The organism is Kitasatospora sp. NPDC023176, from assembly GCF_055560495.1.
Map to the genome: position 1 here is coordinate 108,175 of NZ_JBVHIP010000008.1, position 18,313 is coordinate 126,487.

General features: G+C 75.0%; 15 protein-coding genes. 11 read left to right on the forward strand and 4 right to left on the reverse strand.

The window, feature by feature from the left end:
• Nucleotides 1-129: 129 nt before the first annotated feature.
• Entirely contained in the window at nucleotides 130-876 is a 747-nt protein-coding gene (locus ACZ3YL_RS14580; RefSeq protein ID WP_465657455.1) for an ABC transporter ATP-binding protein, read from the reverse strand.
• 403 nt (nucleotides 877-1,279) lie between these two features.
• On the opposite strand from ACZ3YL_RS14580, the gene ACZ3YL_RS14585 reads away from it, so the two are divergent.
• From ACZ3YL_RS14585 to ACZ3YL_RS14600, 4 genes are read left to right on the forward strand one after another with little or no spacing between them, the layout of a single operon-like run.
• A complete protein-coding gene (locus tag ACZ3YL_RS14585) occupies nucleotides 1,280-4,621 on the forward strand; it encodes an FtsX-like permease family protein (RefSeq protein ID WP_465657458.1) in 3,342 nt (1,113 codons plus the stop codon).
• Nucleotides 4,618-7,428 (forward strand): hypothetical protein, encoded by a 2,811-nt coding sequence (locus tag ACZ3YL_RS14590; RefSeq protein ID WP_465657459.1) that lies wholly within the window; start codon nucleotides 4,618-4,620, stop codon nucleotides 7,426-7,428. The genes ACZ3YL_RS14585 and ACZ3YL_RS14590 overlap by 4 nt, the downstream gene beginning before the upstream one ends.
• Nucleotides 7,425-7,598 (forward strand): hypothetical protein, encoded by a 174-nt coding sequence (locus ACZ3YL_RS14595; RefSeq protein ID WP_465657462.1) that lies wholly within the window; start codon nucleotides 7,425-7,427, stop codon nucleotides 7,596-7,598. The genes ACZ3YL_RS14590 and ACZ3YL_RS14595 overlap by 4 nt, the downstream gene beginning before the upstream one ends.
• On the forward strand, nucleotides 7,595-8,584 hold the full coding sequence (locus ACZ3YL_RS14600; RefSeq protein ID WP_465657464.1) for an ABC transporter ATP-binding protein: 990 nt from the start codon (nucleotides 7,595-7,597) through the stop codon (nucleotides 8,582-8,584). The genes ACZ3YL_RS14595 and ACZ3YL_RS14600 overlap by 4 nt, the downstream gene beginning before the upstream one ends.
• 7 nt (nucleotides 8,585-8,591) lie before the next feature.
• On the opposite strand, the gene ACZ3YL_RS14605 is transcribed toward ACZ3YL_RS14600, so the two are convergent.
• Nucleotides 8,592-8,774: a hypothetical protein gene (locus ACZ3YL_RS14605; protein WP_465657466.1), complete on the reverse strand. Its 183-nt coding sequence runs from the start codon at nucleotides 8,772-8,774 to the stop codon at nucleotides 8,592-8,594.
• 431 nt (nucleotides 8,775-9,205) lie between these two features.
• Between ACZ3YL_RS14605 and ACZ3YL_RS14610 the strand changes: the two genes are divergently transcribed.
• From ACZ3YL_RS14610 to ACZ3YL_RS14620, 3 genes are all read left to right on the forward strand, one after another.
• On the forward strand, nucleotides 9,206-9,844 hold the full coding sequence (locus ACZ3YL_RS14610) for an AAA family ATPase (RefSeq protein WP_465657468.1): 639 nt from the start codon (nucleotides 9,206-9,208) through the stop codon (nucleotides 9,842-9,844).
• Between the two features lie 39 nt (nucleotides 9,845-9,883).
• The gene (locus tag ACZ3YL_RS14615; RefSeq protein WP_465657471.1) at nucleotides 9,884-10,042 is read left to right on the forward strand and encodes a hypothetical protein; all 159 of its coding nucleotides are present in this window, start codon (nucleotides 9,884-9,886) and stop codon (nucleotides 10,040-10,042) included.
• 149 nt (nucleotides 10,043-10,191) lie between these two features.
• Nucleotides 10,192-11,529 (forward strand): hypothetical protein, encoded by a 1,338-nt coding sequence (locus ACZ3YL_RS14620; protein WP_465657473.1) that lies wholly within the window; start codon nucleotides 10,192-10,194, stop codon nucleotides 11,527-11,529.
• 114 nt (nucleotides 11,530-11,643) lie between these two features.
• Here ACZ3YL_RS14620 and ACZ3YL_RS14625 read toward each other — a convergent pair whose 3' ends face one another.
• Entirely contained in the window at nucleotides 11,644-12,660 is a 1,017-nt protein-coding gene (locus ACZ3YL_RS14625) for a hypothetical protein (RefSeq protein WP_465657475.1), read from the reverse strand.
• Nucleotides 12,661-12,752: 92 nt separating this feature from the next.
• Between ACZ3YL_RS14625 and ACZ3YL_RS14630 the strand changes: the two genes are divergently transcribed.
• The 3 genes from ACZ3YL_RS14630 to ACZ3YL_RS14640 all read left to right on the forward strand — a co-directional run bounded on the left by ACZ3YL_RS14630 (nucleotide 12,753) and on the right by ACZ3YL_RS14640 (nucleotide 15,581).
• Nucleotides 12,753-13,328 (forward strand): O-methyltransferase, encoded by a 576-nt coding sequence (locus ACZ3YL_RS14630; RefSeq protein ID WP_465657477.1) that lies wholly within the window; start codon nucleotides 12,753-12,755, stop codon nucleotides 13,326-13,328.
• A 130-nt stretch (nucleotides 13,329-13,458) separates the two neighbouring features.
• Nucleotides 13,459-14,700 (forward strand): serpin family protein, encoded by a 1,242-nt coding sequence (locus ACZ3YL_RS14635; RefSeq protein ID WP_465657479.1) that lies wholly within the window; start codon nucleotides 13,459-13,461, stop codon nucleotides 14,698-14,700.
• A gap of 128 nt (nucleotides 14,701-14,828) precedes the next feature.
• Nucleotides 14,829-15,581, forward strand: a complete 753-nt coding sequence (locus ACZ3YL_RS14640; RefSeq protein WP_188302547.1) for a thioesterase II family protein — start codon at nucleotides 14,829-14,831, stop codon at nucleotides 15,579-15,581.
• Nucleotides 15,582-15,617: 36 nt separating this feature from the next.
• On the opposite strand, the gene argJ is transcribed toward ACZ3YL_RS14640, so the two are convergent.
• On the reverse strand, nucleotides 15,618-16,772 hold the full coding sequence (argJ, locus tag ACZ3YL_RS14645) for a bifunctional glutamate N-acetyltransferase/amino-acid acetyltransferase ArgJ (RefSeq protein WP_188302546.1): 1,155 nt from the start codon (nucleotides 16,770-16,772) through the stop codon (nucleotides 15,618-15,620).
• 280 nt (nucleotides 16,773-17,052) lie between these two features.
• On the opposite strand from argJ, the gene ACZ3YL_RS14650 reads away from it, so the two are divergent.
• On the forward strand, nucleotides 17,053-18,291 hold the full coding sequence (locus ACZ3YL_RS14650; protein ID WP_465657481.1) for a styrene monooxygenase/indole monooxygenase family protein: 1,239 nt from the start codon (nucleotides 17,053-17,055) through the stop codon (nucleotides 18,289-18,291).
• The last annotated feature ends 22 nt before the right edge of the window (nucleotides 18,292-18,313 follow it).

Below are 18,313 nucleotides of genomic sequence, written 5' to 3' on the forward strand. Positions count from 1 at the left end.
GCCGAACGCAGGAGCAGAACGCAGGAGCAGGACGCGGGAGCAGGACGCGGGAGCCGGACGCGGGAGCCGACGAAGCGGCGCCCCGGCCCGCCGTGGGCCGGGGCGCCGCGAGCGGGCGTGCGCCAGCCGTCAGGCCGCCCGCTCCGCCTCCTCGACGATCCGGCCGTCGTGAAGCTCGATCACCCGGTCGGCGAGCCCCATCAGCGTCGGGTCGTGGGTGGCGACCAGGACGGTGACGCCCTCGCTGCGGACCACCGCGCGCAGCAGCTCCATGATCGAGCGGCCGGTTTCGGAGTCCAGCTGGCCGGTGGGCTCGTCGGCGATGATCAGGCCGGGTTCGTTGGCCAGTGCGCGGGCGATCGCGACGCGCTGCTGCTGGCCGCCGGAGAGTTCGCCGGGCCGCTGGCCGGCGTGGTCGGCGAGGCCGACCAGGGCGAGCAGGGTGTGGGCGCGCTCCTCACGCTCGGCCGGCGGGACCTTGCGCAGCCGCATCGGCACGCCGACGTTCTCGGCGGCGGTGAGCATCGGGATCAGCCCGAAGGACTGGAAGACGAAGCCGATCCGCTCCCGGCGCAGGGCGAGCCGGCCGTCCTCGTCCAGCCCGCCGAGGTCGATGCCGTCCAGCGAGATGCGTCCGCCGGTCGGCGCGTCCAGGCCGCCGACCAGGTTGAGCAGGGTGGTCTTGCCGGAGCCGGAACGGCCCTTGAGCGCGGCGAGTTCACCGCGTTCGACGGAGAAGTCGATGCCGCGCAGGGCGTGCACGGTCCGCTCGCCGGTGCCGAAGCTGCGCCGGAGGTCGGTCACCTCCACCATCGGGCCGGTGGCCGTCGGGCCGGTCGTCGTCGGGGTGGTGTCGGCGGCCTGGTGTCGTGTCATGCGGCGTCCCCCTGCGGGCGGTGACGGCCCGGTTGTCCGGGCCAACGGATGTGGTGGCTTCTTCGGTTCAGCGTTTCGGGCGGAGAATTCGTGAGTTGAGGAGTTCCCTGGTCAAAAGGGGTGCACGGAAGCCCGAGTTGTGAAGTGTGCATGGCATTTCAATGGCTTGTCCCCGGTGGGGTGGTGGCCAATACAAGGAATTTGCTCATTGCTTACTTGATTCGCGCAAGTCCCTTCCGTTCCCGGATCGAATCTGACAGCATCGTCCGCTATCCGGCGACCGAATGCCGGTGATCACTGCGCCGGTGCGCCCGAGGGGTGTTCGTCCGTGGCCGAGATGTGCCCGGATCGGATCGACGGGGGGCCGGGATGCGACCGGGGATGCAACCGGGGGAGGAACTTGATGCTCGGCTTCGTCGTGCGCAGGCTGCGCGGGCGACTGCCGCTGGCTGCTGCCGTCCTGCTGACGGTACTGATCACCACGGCGGTGCTGACCGCCCTGGTGACTTTCAACAGCAGCGTCGGCCAGGCCGGCCTGCGGCAGGCGCTCCAGGGGCCGGGTCACGCCCGGACCACCGTGGTGGTGACCGCCGAACACGGCCTCGACCAGCGGCAGAAGGACGAGGAGGCACTCGCCTCCTACCGGCAGAAGCTCTTCGGTGATCTGCCCGTACGCACCGACAGCCTGCTCCGCAGCCGCTCCTACGGCCTGCCGGGAGGCGACGCTCCGGCGGCTGGAGCGCCGGCGGCCGGAGCGTCGGCGGGTGGCGCCCCGGCGAGTGGTCAGTCCAGCTCCGCCAAGGCGGACTTGACGGTGCTCGCCGACCTCGACCGCGCCCGGGTGAGCCTGATCGCCGGCGCCTGGCCGGGCGCCGTTGCCGGGCCGGTCCGCTCCGCCGCCCCACAGGTCGCCGTGCCGCAGACCATGCTGGCCCGGCTCGGCCTCACCGCCGAGGTGCTGCCCGCGGACGTCCGACTCGCCGACCGGCTCGACGGCACTCCGCTGACCGTCCGGGTCACCGGCGCCTACCGGGCCGTCGACCCGTTCGCCGCGTACTGGCACATCGACCCGGTCGGCGGCCACGAGATCCAGATCGGCGGGTTCACCACCTACGGCCCGATGATGGTCGACCAGAGCGCCTTCACCGCGGGCGGTCTGCCGCAGAGCAGCCGCGGCTGGCTGCTCGACGCCGACTTCGCGGGCGTCGACCAGAGCACGGCCGAGGCCATCGGTGACCGGACCCAGGGCCTGGCCGACGACCTGCGGAAGACCTCCAGCCTCACCGCCAACACCGAACTCCCCGGCATCGTCGGCGAGTTGTCGGCCAGTCTGCTGGTCGCCCGGTCCACCCTGCTGATCGGGGCCCTGCAACTCGCGGTGCTCGCCACGGCGGCCCTGCTGCTGGTGGTCCGGCTGATCTCGACCCGCCAGGAGCGGGAGAACGAGCTGCTCGCCGCCCGCGGCGCCTCCGGTGCCCGGCTCGGCGGCTTCACCGCCCTGGAGTCGGTGCTGCTCGCCCTCCCGGCCGCGGTGTTCGCGCCGCTGCTCACACCGTTCCTGGTCCGCGTCCTGGCCGGCCTCGGCCGGTCCCACCAGGTCGCCCTGGACACCCAACTGCGGTGGACGCTCTGGCCGGTGGCCGTGTTCTGCGCCCTCGGCTGCATCGTGCTGGCCACCGTGCCCAGCCTGCTGCGCGGCGCCGGCTCCGCGCTGCGCCGCCGGGCCGGCCGCCGCCAGGCGGTGGTCTCCGGCATCGCCCGCAACGGCGGGGACCTCGCGGTGCTCGCCCTGGCCGTGCTCGCCTACCAGCAACTCGACCAGTACGGCGGCGGACTGTCCACCGACTCCTCCGGCCACCTCGGCGTCGACCTGCTGCTGGTCGCCACCCCCACCCTGGCCCTGTGTGCGGGAACCCTGGTGGTGCTGCGGCTGCTGCCGCTGGTCGCCCGGCTGGGCGCCCGGGTCGCCGCCCGGGGCAGCGGCCTCGGCCCGGCCATGGTCGGCTGGCAGCTGGCCCGTCAGCCCGCCCGGGCCACCGGGCCGGTGCTGCTGCTGGTCATGGCCGTCGCCACCGGGGTGCTCGCGTTCGGCCAGCACGCCACCTGGACCGCCTCCCAGTACGACCAGGCCGCCTTCGACACGGCCGGCGGCCTGCGGATCTCCGCCTCGCACAGCGCGCTGATGGGCCAGGGCGGCCGCTACGGCGCCCTGCCCGGCGGCGACCGGCTGATCGCGGTGGACCGCGAGGACCAGGCGCTGCCGAACGGCACCGGGCAGGTGCTCGCGGTGGACTCCGCCGCCTTCGCCGACCGCGTCCCGTTCCGCGAGGACCTGCTCGGCGGGGCCGACCGGGCAAAGGTGTTCGGCGGGCTCGCCCAGCCGGCGCCGACCGGCGTGAAGGCCGGTGTGCCGCTGCCCGGCCGCCCCCTGCGGATCGACGCCGACCTGGCCGTCCGGCAGGAGTTCAACACCACGCCGCTGATCGCCGGCCTGCCTCCGGTGGCCCCCGTTGCGCCGGAGCTGACCCTCCTGCTGCGGGACCGCTTCGGCTACGTCCACAAGGTCCTGTTCACCGGTCTGCCGACCGGCGGCGAGCAGCGTGTCTCGGCCCCGCTGAGCACGCTGGTGGACGCCCCGATGGGCTCCGTCGCCGCACCGCTGAGCCTGGTCGGCGCGAGCGTCTCCTTCAGTGACCGCGCCGGCGGCGAGGTGACCGTCCACCGGCTGGCCGTCTCGGACAGCGCCGACGGGCCCGCGACCGACGTTCCGGTGCCGGCCGGCCTCTCCTGGCAGAGCGAGGTGCTGGACGGCCCGGCGCTCAAGGCCGGCGCCGCGCCGCCCGCCGCCGTACGGCCCGAACCGGCCGACGCCGGGCGGCTGTTCACCGTCGACTACCGCACCGGGAACAACACCGGCGCCTCCCTGCGGGCCCTGCTCCACATCGCGGGAACGGATACTCCGAGCGTCCTGAACGGCGTCGCCACCCAGGACTACCTGCAGCTCGTCGGCGCCCGCGTCGGCGACGTCCTCCGGGTGCCGTTCGCCGCGACGATCCTCCAGGTCAAGATCACCGGAGTGGTCCAGGCCGTGCCGGCGACCGGCCCCAACGCACTGGTCATCGACCTGGCCACCACCGCGCGGCTGCTGGCCGCCGAGGGCCGGGGCCTGCCCAGCCACGCCGAGTGGTGGCTGCCCGCCTCCGGGCCGGGCGACCGCGTCCCGGCCCAGGCCGCCGCCGCCCTGCGGGCCGCCCCCGGCTCCCAGGACGTCCAGCTCTACGACGAGGTCTCCGAAGGAATGCTCAGCGACCCGGTGGGCGCCGCGCCGCAGAACGCGCTGCTGGCCATCGCGCTGGTCACCGCCGTGCTCGCCGCGATCGGCTTCGTCGCCGCCGTGGCCGGCTCCGCCCACGAGCGCGCCCGGGACTCCGCGCTGCTGCTCGCCCTGGGCGCGCCGCGCAAGCAGGTCACCCGCACCGTCGCGGCCGAACAGGCCCTGCTGGTCGGACTCGGCGGGGTGGTCGGGCTCGCCCTCGGCGCCCTGCTCGTCCACCTGATCGTCCCGTTCGCCGTGCTGACGCCCGCCGCCCGCCGACCGATGCCCGAGGCCCTGATCGAGCTGCCCGTCGGCCAGGCGCTGCTGTTCGCGGCCGCGATCGCGGTGGCCCCGCTGCTGTCGGCCTTCCTCATCGGACGCCGCCGTCGAGACGTGGCCAGCCGGCTGCGCCACGTGGAGGAGATGTGACCACCCCGGCCGGCACCCGCGTGCCCACCCCCGAGACCGCCCATCGCCCCGCGCGCTGGGTCCGAACCAGACTGCGGGCGAACCCGCCGGCCGCGCTGCTGATGGCGGCCCTCGCCTTCATCACCGTCTTCCTGGCGGCGGCCTTCCCCCGCATCACGGACCGGGGCGCGGACACGGCGCTCCGGGACTTCGTCAACCAGGCGGGCCTCAACGCGGCCAGTCTGCAGACCACCTCCAGGACCCTGGAGGGCGACAACGCCGTCGAACTCGACCGGGTGCAGCGGCAGGTCGCCGAGACGGTCGGCCGGCAGCTGACGCTGACCCAGCCGGGCCAGGCCCACGGCGCCCGCGCCCTGGTCGAGCGCGGCATGGGCAATCCGGAGTACGACCGGTTCGCGGAGAAGCACACCGACCCGGCCCTCGGTCTGCTCTACCTGCACGACCTGGCCGCCCGGGCCACCCTCACCGACGGCACCTGGCCGACCCCCGGCACGGTCGGCGGTCCGCTGCCGATCGTGATCAGCAAGAAGGCCGCCGAGACCATCCACATCAAGCTCGGTGACACCATCGACAACGGCGTCGAGGGCTCGGGCGCCAAGCGGACCACCGTGGTGGTCGGCCTCTACCAGGTCAACGACCCCCTGGACCCGTTCTGGGACGACCTCGGCTGCCCGGCCCGCGCCTGCCTGCGGACCGACCCCGAGCACGAGCACTGGATGACCAGCGGATTCGTCGACGGCGGCAGCCTGCCCGCGTTGGCCCACTGGGGTTCGAACGCCGAGAACTTCTGGCGGCTGCCCGTCGACCCCGCCTCGCTGCACGCCGACCGGCTCGACCACACCCGCGGCGTCATCAGCTCCTTCCTGACCGGGCGCGACGCCACCGCCCTGGCCGAACTGACCAGGCGCGCCGACCTCCACACCGTCTCGAGCCTGCCCGACCTGCTGGCCCGGGCGGACGACCGCTACCAGGCCTCGCTGCCGCTCAGCACGATCGGCCCGGCCGGCGTCGCCGGTGTCGCCGCCGTGGTGCTGTTCCTGGCCGCCGCGCTCACCACCGACCGGCGCGCCGCCGAGATCCGGCTGCTCCAGGCCCGCGGCGGCTCCCGCACCGGGGTGCTGGGACGGCTGCTCGGCGAAGGCGCCGTCACCGTCCTGCCCGCCGCGGTGCTCGGCACGGCCCTCGCCCTGGTGCTGCTGCCCACCGCCCAGTGGGAACGCGCGGTGCTGGCGGCCCTGGTCGCCACCCTGATCGCACTGCTGGCCTTCCCGGTCCGCGCGGCCCTGCTGTGGTCGCGGCGGCGGGCGGTCGGCGGACGGCGCCGACTGGTCGGCGAACTCGCCGTCCTGGCGGTCACCGTCGCGGCCGTGGCAGAGGTCCGCCGCCGGGGCATCGGCACCGGCGGCGGGCTCGACCCGCTGCTGGTCGCCGCGCCGCTGCTGCTCGCCGTCACCGGCGGGCTGCTGCTGGCCCGGATCGAGCCGGTGCTGGTCGGCTGGCTGGCCGCCCTCGCCGGGCGCGGCCGCGGCCTGATCGGCTTCCTCGGCCTGGCCCGGGCCGCCCGGGACACCTCGGGCCGGCGCCGGCCCTCCGTACTGCCGCTGCTCGCCCTGCTGATCGCCGTCACCACGACCGGCTTCGGCGCCACCGTGCTCGACACCGTCGACCACGTCCGGGCCCGCGCCGCGCGCCTCACCACGGGCGGGGACATCAGTGTGTCCCTCCCGGACTACAGTTCCCTGTCCGAGTCGTTCACCAAGGCCGCCGCCGCCCTGCCGGGCGTCCGGGCCTCGACCGGTGCCTGGGTCGAGCCCAAGGCCCGCTTCTTCGGCGCCGCCGGCCAGGACTACACCGAGGCCTATCTGGTGGTGGTCGAGCCGGCGGCCTACGCCGAGATCGCCCGGACCGTCGGGGTCGGCGAGTTCGACCCGGCGAAACTGGCCGGCACCTCCGGCGGCCGGGACACCCCGGTGCCCGCCCTGCTCAGCCGCGACCTGGCCAAGCGCCTGGCCGCCGGCCAGGCCGAGGTGCGCACACCCAACGGCAACGGCCTGCGGCTGACCGTCGCCGGGCTCGTCGCCGCCACCCCCGCCCTGCCGGACCCGGGCAAGCCGTTCGTCGTCGTCCCGGCCGGCCCCGCCTGGCAACGCCTGCCGGACCTTCCGCGGACGAACAAGTGGTTCGCCGTCGGCGACGTCGACCCCGAGCAGGTCCGGTCGGCGCTGCGGAACAACGGCGGCGCCCAGCCGACGGGCCTGGCCAAGCTGGTCGCGGACAACGCCGTGGACGCCGGCAAGGCGACCCACGGCCTGCCCGCCGGGTACACCGTGCACAGCAGCCGGGAGACCACCGCCGCGCTCGCCGACGACCCGCTGCAGCACGCCGCCGAGCGGCTGTTCTGGTACGCGGCCGCCGCCGGAGCGGGGTACGCCCTGCTCGCCGTGCTGCTGACGCTGTTCCGGGCCGCGCCCGACCGCACGGCCGTGCTCGCCCGGCTGCGCACCATGGGCCTGCGGCCCCGGCAGGGCCTGGCGCTGATCATCACGGAGGCGCTGCCGCAGACCCTGGCGGCGGCCGTCGGCGGTGGCCTGGTCGCGGTGGCGGCGGTCGCCCTGCTGGGCGGCGCCTTCGACATCTCGACGCTGGTCGGTGCCAAGGTCGGGGAGGTCATCACCCCCGTGCTGGTGCCGGTGCTGCTGCCCACCGGGGGCCTGGCCCTGCTGGTCGGCCTCGGGGTGGTGCTGGAGACGCTGGTCGCCGGCCGGCGCCAGATCGCCACCGAGCTGCGGGCGGGGGAGCAGGCGTGACAGCGGGACCAGCGGCGCGGGCCGCGACAGTGCAGAACACCGGGAGCCGGCCGCGCGCCGGGACCGGCCGGATCAGCCGGATCAACCGGAGCACCCGGATCAACCGGAGCACCCGGAGCAGCCGGATCAACCGGACCGTCCAGACCGTCGAGACAGGAGAGCAGCCGTGAAGAGCACCCCCCAGGAGCGGTCGGCCGTCGAGGCCCCCAGCCTCCAGGAGCTCCGGCAGCGGGCCCTGGCCGCCGCCTCGCCCAAGGCGTACGGAGCGGGCGCGGCCATCGCCTGCGACCGGCTGGTGCGGATCTTCAGCGCCGAGGGGATCGAGGTCCAGGCGCTCCAGGGCCTGGAACTGACCATCCAGCAGGGCGACCTGGTCGCCCTGGTCGGGGCCTCGGGCAGCGGCAAGTCCACCCTGCTGACCATCCTCGCCGGGCTGGACGTGCCGACCGCCGGCACCGCGACCGTCGCGGGCTGCGACCTGCTGGAGATGTCCGCCAAGGAGCGGCTGCGCTACCGGCGCGAGGTGGTGGGCTTCATCTGGCAGCAGACCGCCCGCAACCTGCTGCCGTTCCTGACCGCCGCCGAGAACATCGCCCTGCCCATGCAGCTGCGCGGCCGCCGGGCCGGCGCGCTCGGCGCGAAGCAGCAGGGCACCCGGGTGGCCGAGCTGATGGAGGCGCTGGAGATCGGGGAGCTCGCCCACCGGCGCCCCAACGAGCTCTCCGGCGGCCAGCAGCAGCGGGTCGCGATCGCGGTGGCGATGGCCAACAACCCGCCGGTGCTGCTCGCCGACGAGCCGACCGGTGAGCTGGACTCCGAGACCGCGGGGGTGATCTTCGAGTCCTTCCGCACCGTCAACCGGGAGCTGGGCACCACCGTCGTGATCGTCACCCACGACCCGATGGTCGCGGGTGAGGTCCGCCGCACGGTGGCGATCCGGGACGGCCGGACCAGCAGCGAGGTGCTGCGCCGCACCGTGACGGACGAGCACGGCGAGGAGTCGGTGAACGAGCGCGAGTACGTGATGCTGGACCGCACCGGGCGGGTGCAGCTGCCGGTGAAGTTCCTGGAGGCGCTCGGGATGGAGCACCGGGTCGCGGTCGACCTCGCGGCCGACCACATCGAGGTCCGCCCGGACGACGTCGCCGGGAGCTGAGGCGGGCTCAGCCGTCGCCGCCCATCCGCGGGAAGAGGCCGCTGCCCTCGGCGTCCTTCCGGAGGTCGGGCGGCGCGGCGCCGCCGGCCCGCTCCCCCCGGGAGGCGCCGGTACAGCGGGCGAAGACGAGCAGGGCACTGGCCGCCACGGCGAGGATGCCCAGTGCGGTCAGGACGCGGAGCCAGGTCAAGGGAGTGCCTCCTGGGGACGGTGCGAGGGAGCGCCGCCGGGGTGTATCGGCAGCTCGGCCCGCACGGTCGAGTGCCCACGCTCGGTTCTTCCCGCCGACTGCGGTGCGACAGGTGGCCCGCGCGGGCGCTCGAAGCATCGGACGGGCGCGTCACACTCCCTTGCGCGCCCCCAGGGCGCGCAGCGCCGGCAGGCCGGGCTTGCCGGGCCCGTTCAGCGGGATCGCGGGCAGCCCCGGTTCGGTGTACGTCCGCCCAGGCTCTGTCATGCTCACCCTTCCGCGACTGACGAGGCGTCAGCCCCCTGGGCGGGGGGCGCCGCGCGCCGCGGTCGCCCGGACCGGCGTACCCGCGGGCGCGGGCGCGGGCCACGGCCTTGTTAGGGTCGTCGGTTGGTCGGTCGGACGGACGGACGGATGGCGGCGGGGGAGCGGTGGGCGGCGAGGTGGGGACGGCGGTCGTGGCGCCGCGCGGGGTGCTGGACCTGCGGGGCGAGGCCGGGGCGGGGTTCGTCGTGGCGTACCCGGCCGATGCCGTGGTGGTGGTCTCGGGCCTGCCGGGGGCCGGCAAGAGCACCCTGCTGCGGCGCTGGGCGGCGGGCGGAGCGGCGGCGACGGTGGACCCCCGGACGGTGCACGAGGCCTGCGAGGCGGTGATGCCCGCCGGACTGCCGTACGCCGTGTACCGGCCCTGGGCACGGCTGGAGCACTTCCGGCTGCTGCGCGCCTCGGTGCGGCGCGGCGGCCCGCTGCTGGTGCACGACTGCGGCAGCCGCGCCTGGATGCGCCGCTGGCTCGCCCGGGAGGCCGGCCGGCAGGGCCGCGAACTGCACCTGGTGCTGCTCGACGTCGGCGCCGCCACCGCCCTCGACGGCCAGCGGGCCCGTGGGCGGCGGGCCTCCGCCCGGGTGTTCGCCCGGCACCACCGGAGCCTGGGACGGTTGTCGGCGGAGTTCACCCGGTACGCCCGGTCCGGTGGGCCGGTGCCGACCCCGGAGGCGGCGTCGGTGCTGCTGCTCGACGCCGTCTCCCGGTCGCGGGCGGAGGCGGCCACCTTCGGGGCGCCGCGCTGAGGTCAGTCGTGGGTCGGGCGGTCCGGCCCGACGGGGTGGATGAGCCCGCGCGCCACCGGTTCGCGGCACACCGACGGCCTGCTCGCCGAGGCCGGCTACCGCTGGACCGGCGACCACGGCGACCACGACCTCCCGCAGGTCCTGTCCACCGCTCACGGTCTCGGTTCTGACCACCGCGCCGCCTGCACCCCGACGTGATGACCTTCGAGGACTGGCCGCACCACACCGGACGGACGGGATGACCCGCCGGTCGGCGGGGGCGCCGGCCAGGGGAAACCGGGTTGCCCGGACGGCGGTCGATCAAGGATCATCCTGAGGTCCTGACACCCCCCGACCCCTGGAGACACATGGCCACCGAACTGTCCGAAGCATGGGAGCTCTTCGAGTCCGGCGACTCGCAGGGAGCGATGCGGGCGCTGCGCTCCGTCGCGGACCGGCTCCCGCCCGCCGAGGTCGCACCGCTGGTGGCCAAGCTGGCCGAGGGTGCCGGTTTCGAGGATCTGGCAGAGGCTTCGACAGCGTTGGCGGCCAGGCCCGGGGAGGCCGACCGGCTCTACACCTACGGCTACGCCTGCGTCGAGCGCGGCATCGACGCGGTGGCCGTCCCCGCGCTGCGGGAGGCGCTGCGGCTGGTCCAGGCGCCGCCCGCCGCCCCGGAGCGCACCGGCCTGTTCCGGCGCAAGCCCAAGGTGCAGGCGGCCCAGCAGCTCGGCCTGCGCAAGGTGCTGCTGGAGTTGGTCTCCGCCCTGGAGGGCTGCGAGCGGCACGCCGAGGCGCTGGCCGTGCTGCGTGAGCACGACGCCCGGCTCGGCGACTGGCCGGACCGGTACCTGACGGTCTACAACGCGCTGATGAGCGGGCAGATCGCGCCGGCCCGCGAGGTGTACGCGGCGCTGTCGGCCCCCGAGGGGGTCTGGGTGGGCCCGGGGCAGCGGGTCGGGCGGATGCTGGAGCGGGCCGCGGCCCTGCCGCCGGTCGACGACCGGGACCTGCGCGGCTGGCACTACGTGCTCACCGGTGGTCTGCTCACCACCCTCTCGCCGCACGGTTTCGACCAGGGCATGACCGGCCGTTGGGCCTACCTGCAGGACGACTTCGGGTACTGCCGGTACGGTCTGGAGCGCCTGCGCGCCGTGCTGGCCGCCACCGACCGCAAGCCCGCCTCGGTCGCACTGCTGGCCGACCGGGGCAGCCGGGCGCTCGGGCTGGCGGCGGCGCGGTTGCTCGGGGTGCCGACGGCGCCGTACCAGCCGGGCACGCCGGGGGTGCTGGTGGTCGCGTACGACCTGAACGAGTGCGATCCCGCCGAGCTGGCGCAGCTGCACGAGCGGGCGGAGGGCCAGCTCCTGTTCGAGCACGCCACCTGCTGGACCGACCCGCCCGCCGTGACGGCCGACGTCTCCACCCTGCTGGGGCAGATCGTGAACGCCCCCTGGGAGCCCGGCCTGCAGTTCGGCGAGGACGGCGAACCGGCGGAGGCCGAGCCGGACCGGCGCTCGGCCGAGGAACTCGCCGAGGCGATCCTGGCCGCCCCTTCGACCGCGCCGGAGGGCGACGGCCGGACCCCGCCCGACACGGACGACACCCTCCTGGCCTTCGCCACCCGCGCGACCAGCTGGCCCGCCGCAGGCCCGCGCGACCGCATCGGCTCCGCCGGCCCGGTCAGGAGCTCCCGCTTCGCGTGACAGGCCGTCCCGGCTGATCCGGTCCGCGGACACGGGTGTGACCTGTGGCGACCGGATCAGCCGGTCGGCCGGAGCCGGGGGGCCGGTCCGGCTCCCCGGTGGAGATCCACCCAGTCACGCGGTCGAGGGCACCCCCGGTGCGCCGTAGGCCCGGGCGACCGCGGCGAAGGCGGCCTTGGGCGTGGTGCGCCCGTCCGGCCAGGAGCGGACCAGACCGTAGCCGACGGTGTCGAGGTCGTCCGAGGGGTCCGCGGCCGCCGGGTAGGCGGGGGTCACATAGGTGAAGACGAAGGCGCCGGCCAGCCCGGCGGCGGTGAACAGGTCGATCAACGAGGCCAGTTCACGGGCCTGGGCCGCCTCGTCGCGGACCAGGCCGGGGCGCGGGCGGCGCGTGCCGGTCGAGCGGTCGACCAGCATCCAGGCCGCGCTGCCGTGGTCGGCCGCCCCGGTGAAGGTGGCGCAGCCGAACTCGGCCGCCACCACCGGCTTTCCGTGCCGGTGCAGCGACTCCAGGGTGGCTCGGAGGGTGGTGGCGTTGGCCGCGTCACGGTAGGCGTCGACCGCCACCAGGTCGAAGGGCGTCCAGTCGATGTCCTCCCAGAGCCCGGCGGCGTAGCCGACCGGACCGGCGAAGTGCTGCCGGGCGGCGGCGACCGCATCGGCCAGCAGGGCGTTGAACCGGACCGGCGGCGGGCCCGCCGCGAAGTACTCCGGCGGCCAGCCCATCGGGTCGGCGAGCGAGGCCAGTCGGGCGGCGATGTCCGCGCCGGGCACCAGGCCGGCCATGAAGACGCTCAGCTCGCAGCCGATGACCAGGGTGACGTCCCCGCCCGCGCGGTGGAGCTCGCCGGCGACCTCGGCCGCGGCGGTGATCAGTCCGAGTGTCGCCACCTCGTCGGCGTTCGGCGACATCGGGGAGATCCACACCGCCAGGCCCAGCCTGGTCGCCGTCTTCGCCGCTTGCCGCAGCCTGGTGACGTCGTCGCCGGTGATCCGTACCGCGGTGCAGTTCAACTCGCCCGCTATGGCGGCGAGTTCACGCTCCATCGTCGCGGCCGTGAGCTCCGGTCGGGTGACCGAGCCGTCGACGGTCGGAGTGCCTGTGTCATAGGTGACGCCCTTGATCCTCACAGCCCCAGTTCTACCGGACCGGTGGACGCTCCCGGCCGGGCGGGGTGCGGCCCGGCATGATGGACGGCGAGTCGGAGGGAGTGGCGGAGCGGATGACGGGCGAAGCGGAACGAGGCGTTCCCGCCGGGGTGTTGGCGGCCGAGCGGGTGGCGGCGCGGCTGGGGTTCACCAAGAGCTGCACCCGGGAGGTCGGCCGGCTGCTGGCGTTCGCCGCTGCGGCCAAGCCGGGCGGGACGGTCGCCGAGAGCGGCACGGGCGCGGGCGTCGGCGCGGCCTGGCTGAGCAGCGGGCTGGGCCCGGGCAGTCGGCTGGTCACGGTCGAACGGGACGAGCGGCTCGCCGAAGAGGCAAGGGAGCTGTTCCGGGCGGACACACGGGTGCGGGTGCTGAACGGGGACTGGCGGCTGCTGGCGGAGCACGCGCCCTTCGACGTGTTCTTCTGTGACGGCGGCGGCAAGCGGGACGACCCCGACGGGGTGGTCGAACTGCTCGCCCCCGGTGGCCTGTTGCTCCTGGACGACTTCACGCCCTCGACGCACTGGCCGCCCCGCTTCGCCGGCGAGGTCGACGGGCTGCGCCTGCGCTACCTGACGCATCCGGCGCTGGAGGCGAGCGAAGTGCTGACCACGCCCGGGAGTTCGGCCGTGCTGGCCGTTCGACGGGCCTGAGCGGAGGGCCTGGGCGGATGGGGCGGATCGAGACCTCCCGGCCGAAGCCGCTGGGCCGGAAAACCGTTGGGCCCCGCAGGGTGCACCCCTCTACGCTCGGCGCACCGGACGGGCGAGCACGGGGGAGCCGATGAGCAGGGCCGAGGCGGTACGGGCCGCCAATGCGATGGGGGAGCGCTGGGTCGGGCAGGCCGACCTGCGGCGCGGGACGGTCCTGATGCCGGCCGGCGTCTGGCCGCTGCTCGGGCTGCTGGCCCCGGCCGGAAGCACCGCCGTCCAGGGCGAGTTGGCGCAGGCGCTCGGGGTGCCGGTCGCGGCCGCCGCCGAGCGGGCCGGTGAACTGCTCGGCCTGCTGCGGTCCATCCCGGCGGTGCGCTCGGCGCTCGGGGTGTGGAGCGATGACCGGCTGAGGCTGCGCCCGGAGTGGCTGGCCTCCGTCCCGGCGGACCTGGCCGGCCGGCTGACCGGTGACCGGGAGCGGGACCGCGCGTTGCTGGACGCCTGGGCGGTCGAGCGGACCGACGGCGCGATCGAGGAGATGCCGATCCAGCTGACCCCGGACTCCCGGCTGGTGCTGGCCGCGGCGCTCACCGTCCGGACGGAGTGGATCAAGCCGTTCAGGGACTACGGCGCCTTCGGGGAGCCCAGGGCGGACGGCTGGGACCGGGCCGTCCACTACCTGACCAGGGCGACGCCCCTGCTGGACCGCGCCGCCCTGCTGGAGACGCCCGTCGGCCCGGTGACCGAGCTGCAGGTGCTCGGCTACCGCGACATCACCGTCCATCTGCTGCTCGGCGAGCCCGAGGCCGCGCCCGGGGGTGTGCTGGCCGCCGGGATCGGGGCGCTCGCGCAGCGGCACCGCCGGACCCCTGCCGACCGGCTGCCCTTCGGCGACGCCGGCCCCGGGCTGAGCATCGAGGCGGTGCGGCGGTTCGTACCGGAGGACGTCCTGTTCGCGGCCGTCCCGAAGTTCACCGTCGGGGCCGACCACGACCTGCGGGCCCGCCGCGCGCTGTTCGGGCTGGAGACGCTCGCCACCCCGTCCGAGACCGAGGACCGGTTGCCGGGCCTGCACGACGGTGCGTGGCCGCTGTTCGTCGACAGCGCGCGCCAGGCGGCCACCGCGTCCTTCGGTGCCCGCGGGTTCCGGGCCGCCTCGGTGACGGCCATGGGGATCGCGGTCGCCGGCGCGGGAGGCTCCCGGAGGCCGCCGTACCTGCGGCGCTTTGTCCAGGTGGACTTCGGCCGCCCGTTCGGCTTCCTCGCCGTCCACCGGCTCTCCGGGCTGGTCCTGGCGGCCGGTTGGGTCACCGACCCGGATCCGGGTGAGGACCCGTGGGCGGCGCTGCCGGGCGACTCCGAAGAGGACTGAGGAGGGCTGAGCGAGGGCTGGGGAGCGGCGCGTGATCGGGGCGGCGCGCCGTAACAGCCCCCGGCGCGGCGGGCGCGCTGCGAGACTGGGGTGAGCACAGTCCGACACGGAGAGAGGTCACACCCCGCATGCCCAGCAGCGCCGCCGTTGACAACCCGTGGTTCCGCCGGTTCAACCCGTCGGACTCCGCTCCCGCCCGGATCGTGATCTTCCCGCACGCCGGCGGCGCGGCCAGCTACTACCTGGGGTACGCCAACGCGCTGGCCCCGTACGCGGACGTGCTGGCCGTCCAGTACCCGGGCCGGCAGAACCGGTTCGCGGAGCCGGCGATCCACTCGGTGCCGGAACTCGCCGAACAGCTCTACCAGGAGCTGCGCGAGTGGATGGACCGTCCGGTCCTGTTCTTCGGGCACAGCATGGGCGCGGCCGTCGCCTTCGAGGTCGCCCGCCGCTTCACCCGGGACGGGCTGGCCGGGCCCGAGCGGCTGTTCGTCTCGGCGGGCCGCGCGCCCTCGCTGCCCCGGGACAGCTCGGTGCACGCGCTGTCGGACGACGGCATGCTGCGGGAGATCATCCGGCTCGGCGGGACGGACGAGCGGATCCTCGACGTGCCGGCCCTGCGCGAGCTGGTGATCCCGGCGCTGCGGGCCGACTACACCGCGATCGAGACCTACCGGGCCGAGCCGGACGCCGTCGTCCCCCAGCCGATCACCGGCCTGGTGGGGGAGAGCGACGGCAACGCCACCGTCGAGCAGGTCGCCCAGTGGGAGCGGCACACCACCGGTGGTTTCAGTCTGCGGGTCTTCCAGGGCGGGCACTTCTACCTGGCGGAGCAGATCGACGCGGTGGTGCGGCTGCTGACCGCGCACCTGCGCGGCTGAGGGCCGAAGCCGCGCGGGTGACCGGGCGGGGGCGGGTCAGGTGGTGTAGTCGGCGTTGAGTTTGACGTACTCCTCGGTGAGGTCGCAGCCGTAGACGGTGAACGCGCCGTCGGCGATGCCCAGGTCGATCCGGATGACCACCTCCTCGCCGCCCAGGTACGCGCGGGCCCGGTCGAGGAGGGCCTCGCCCGGCTCCTCGGGGTACATCGGGAGGTCGCCGAACGCGATCCGGACGGCGGCCGGCTCGATGTCGGTCTCGTCCTGGAGCTTGCCGACGGCCATGGTGACGCGCCCCCAGTTCGGGTCGGCGCCGTGCACGGCCGCCTTGACCAGCGGGGAGTTGACCACGCTCTTGCCGACCCGCTTGGCCTGGGCGGCGTCGCGGGCCCCGGAGACCTCCACCTCGATCAGCTTGGACGCCCCTTCGCCGTCCGAGGCGATCTCGCGCACCAGGTGCAGGGCGCACTCGTACAGCGCCTGTTCGAAGGCGGCCGGGTCGACCGGGCCGGCCAGTCCGTTGGCGAAGACCGCGGCGGTGTCGCTGGTGGAGGTGTCGGTGTCGATGCTCAGCGCGTTGAAGGTCCGGTCCATCACCCGGCGGAACAGGGCGTCGAGTTCGGCGGCGGGGAGGTCCGCGTCGGTGAAGAAGAAGGTCAGCAGGGTGGCCATGTTCGGCTCGATCATGCCGACGCCCTTGGCGATGCCGACCAGCACGGCGTCTCCGCAGCGCGCGTGGACGTACTTGGGCCGGGTGTCCGTGGTCATGATCGCCCGGGCCGCCGCCGGGTAGTCGGCCTCGGGGAAGGGCCAGCTCAGGGTGGCGAGCCCGGCGCGGATGGAGTCCATCGGGTACGGGCGCCCGATCACGCCGGTGGAGCCGATGACGAGTTCCTCCGGGGCGATCCCGACCACCTCGGCGACCCGGCGGCGCACCTCGGCGGCGTTCTCCGCCCCGGTGCGCCCGGTGGCGACGTTGGCGTTGCGGGAGAGCACCACCATGCCGCGGCTGCGCCGGAGCGCGGCCGCCTCGCGGCTGAGCAGGACACTGGGCCCGGCGAAGCGCGAGCGGGTGAAGACCGCCGCGGACCGGCAGGGGACTTCGGAGACGACGGCGGCGAAGTCGTCCTCGACGTCCTTGAGGCCCATGTTGGTCGTGATGGCCCGGAAGCCGCGGGGTGTCACCGGCTGCATGGTCGATCGGCCCTCTCGGAGCGGGTGGAGTGACGGGAGCGGTGGATAGATTTGCAGAGTAATGGATACATTGGCAATCCCTTTGCGCTCAGGGGCAGGCCCGAATCGGATGCTTCATGCTCAGGCTCTGTATGGATATGCGGAGTGCGGGGGTGGCGTTCCGGGTGGTCCATCCGGTCCGACCCCTGCCCGCGGCCCGGCGGCTCGGCTACTGTGCCTGCTGGACGCACCGTGTTCGAGGAGCCGACAAGCCGTCAGCAGACCACCGGGAGGCCACCGTATGCGCCGGATCGCCGTCGTCGGAGCGGGCCAGGCCGGCCTGCAGCTCGCGCTCGGGCTGCTGGCCGACGGGGACGAGGTGACGCTGGTCGCCGAGCGCACCCCGGAGCAGCTCCGGGGCGGGCGGGTGCTGTCCACCCAGGCGATGTTCGGCCCGGCGCTGCGGATCGAGGCGGCGGCCGGGCTGGACCACTGGGCGGGCGAGGCCCCGGCGGTGTACTCGGTCGACGCCGCGCTCGTCGCGCCGCCGGGCACCCGGGCGCTGGAGTTCACCATGACTTTGGACGAGCCCGCCCGGTCGGTGGACCAGCGGATCAAGCTCGCCCACTGGCTGGAGCTGTTCGCCGAGCGCGGCGGCCGGGTCGAGTACCGCTCGCTGGACCGGGCCGGGCTGCACGAGCTGGCCCGGCGGCACCGGCTGACCGTGGTCGCGGCCGGGCGCGGCGAACTGGCCGGGATCTTCGAACGCGACGCCGCGCGCTCGCCGTTCGACCGGCCGCAGCGCGCGCTGTCCTGCCTGTACGCGCACGGCGTCGGCGCGCCCGACCCGGCCGCCGGGCCCCGAGCCCGGATGCACGCCCTGCCCGGCCTGGGCGAGCTCTACCTCCAGCCCGCCCTGACCCGCTCCGGCCCGTGCGACATCCTGCTCTGGGAGGCGCTGCCCGGCGGCCCGCTGGACGTGTTCGGCGACGGCCCCGCGCCCGACCTCCAACTCGACCGGATCCGGGCACTGTTGGCCGAGTACCTGCCCTGGGAGGCGGAGCTCTGGCGGGCCGCCGAGCCGACCGACGCCGGGGCCGGGCTCTGGGGCGCGGTGACCCCGGTGGTCCGCCGCCCGGTCGCGGAACTCGGCACCGGCGTCGACGCCGTGCACGTGCTGGGCCTCGGTGACGCGGTGGTCGTCAACGACCCGATCACCGGTCAGGGCGCCAACGGCGCCGCCCGTGCGGCGGAGGCGTACCGGCGGGCGATCCGCGAGCACGGTGACGCCCCGTTCACCGCGGACTGGATGTGCCGCACCGCCGAACAGTTCTGGCGGCAACACGCCCGCCACACCGTCGAGTTCACCGCCGCGATGCTGACCATGCCGGACCACCTGCAGGCGGTCTTCGCGGCCGCCGCCGAGCACCCGGAGGTCGCCCGGCGGCTGGCCAACACCTATGCGGAGCCGAGCGACCACGCCGCCTGGCTGGCCACACCCGAACTGACCGCCGAGTACCTCTCCTCGGTGGGCAGTTGACTGCCGACGGGCAGGGCCGGGG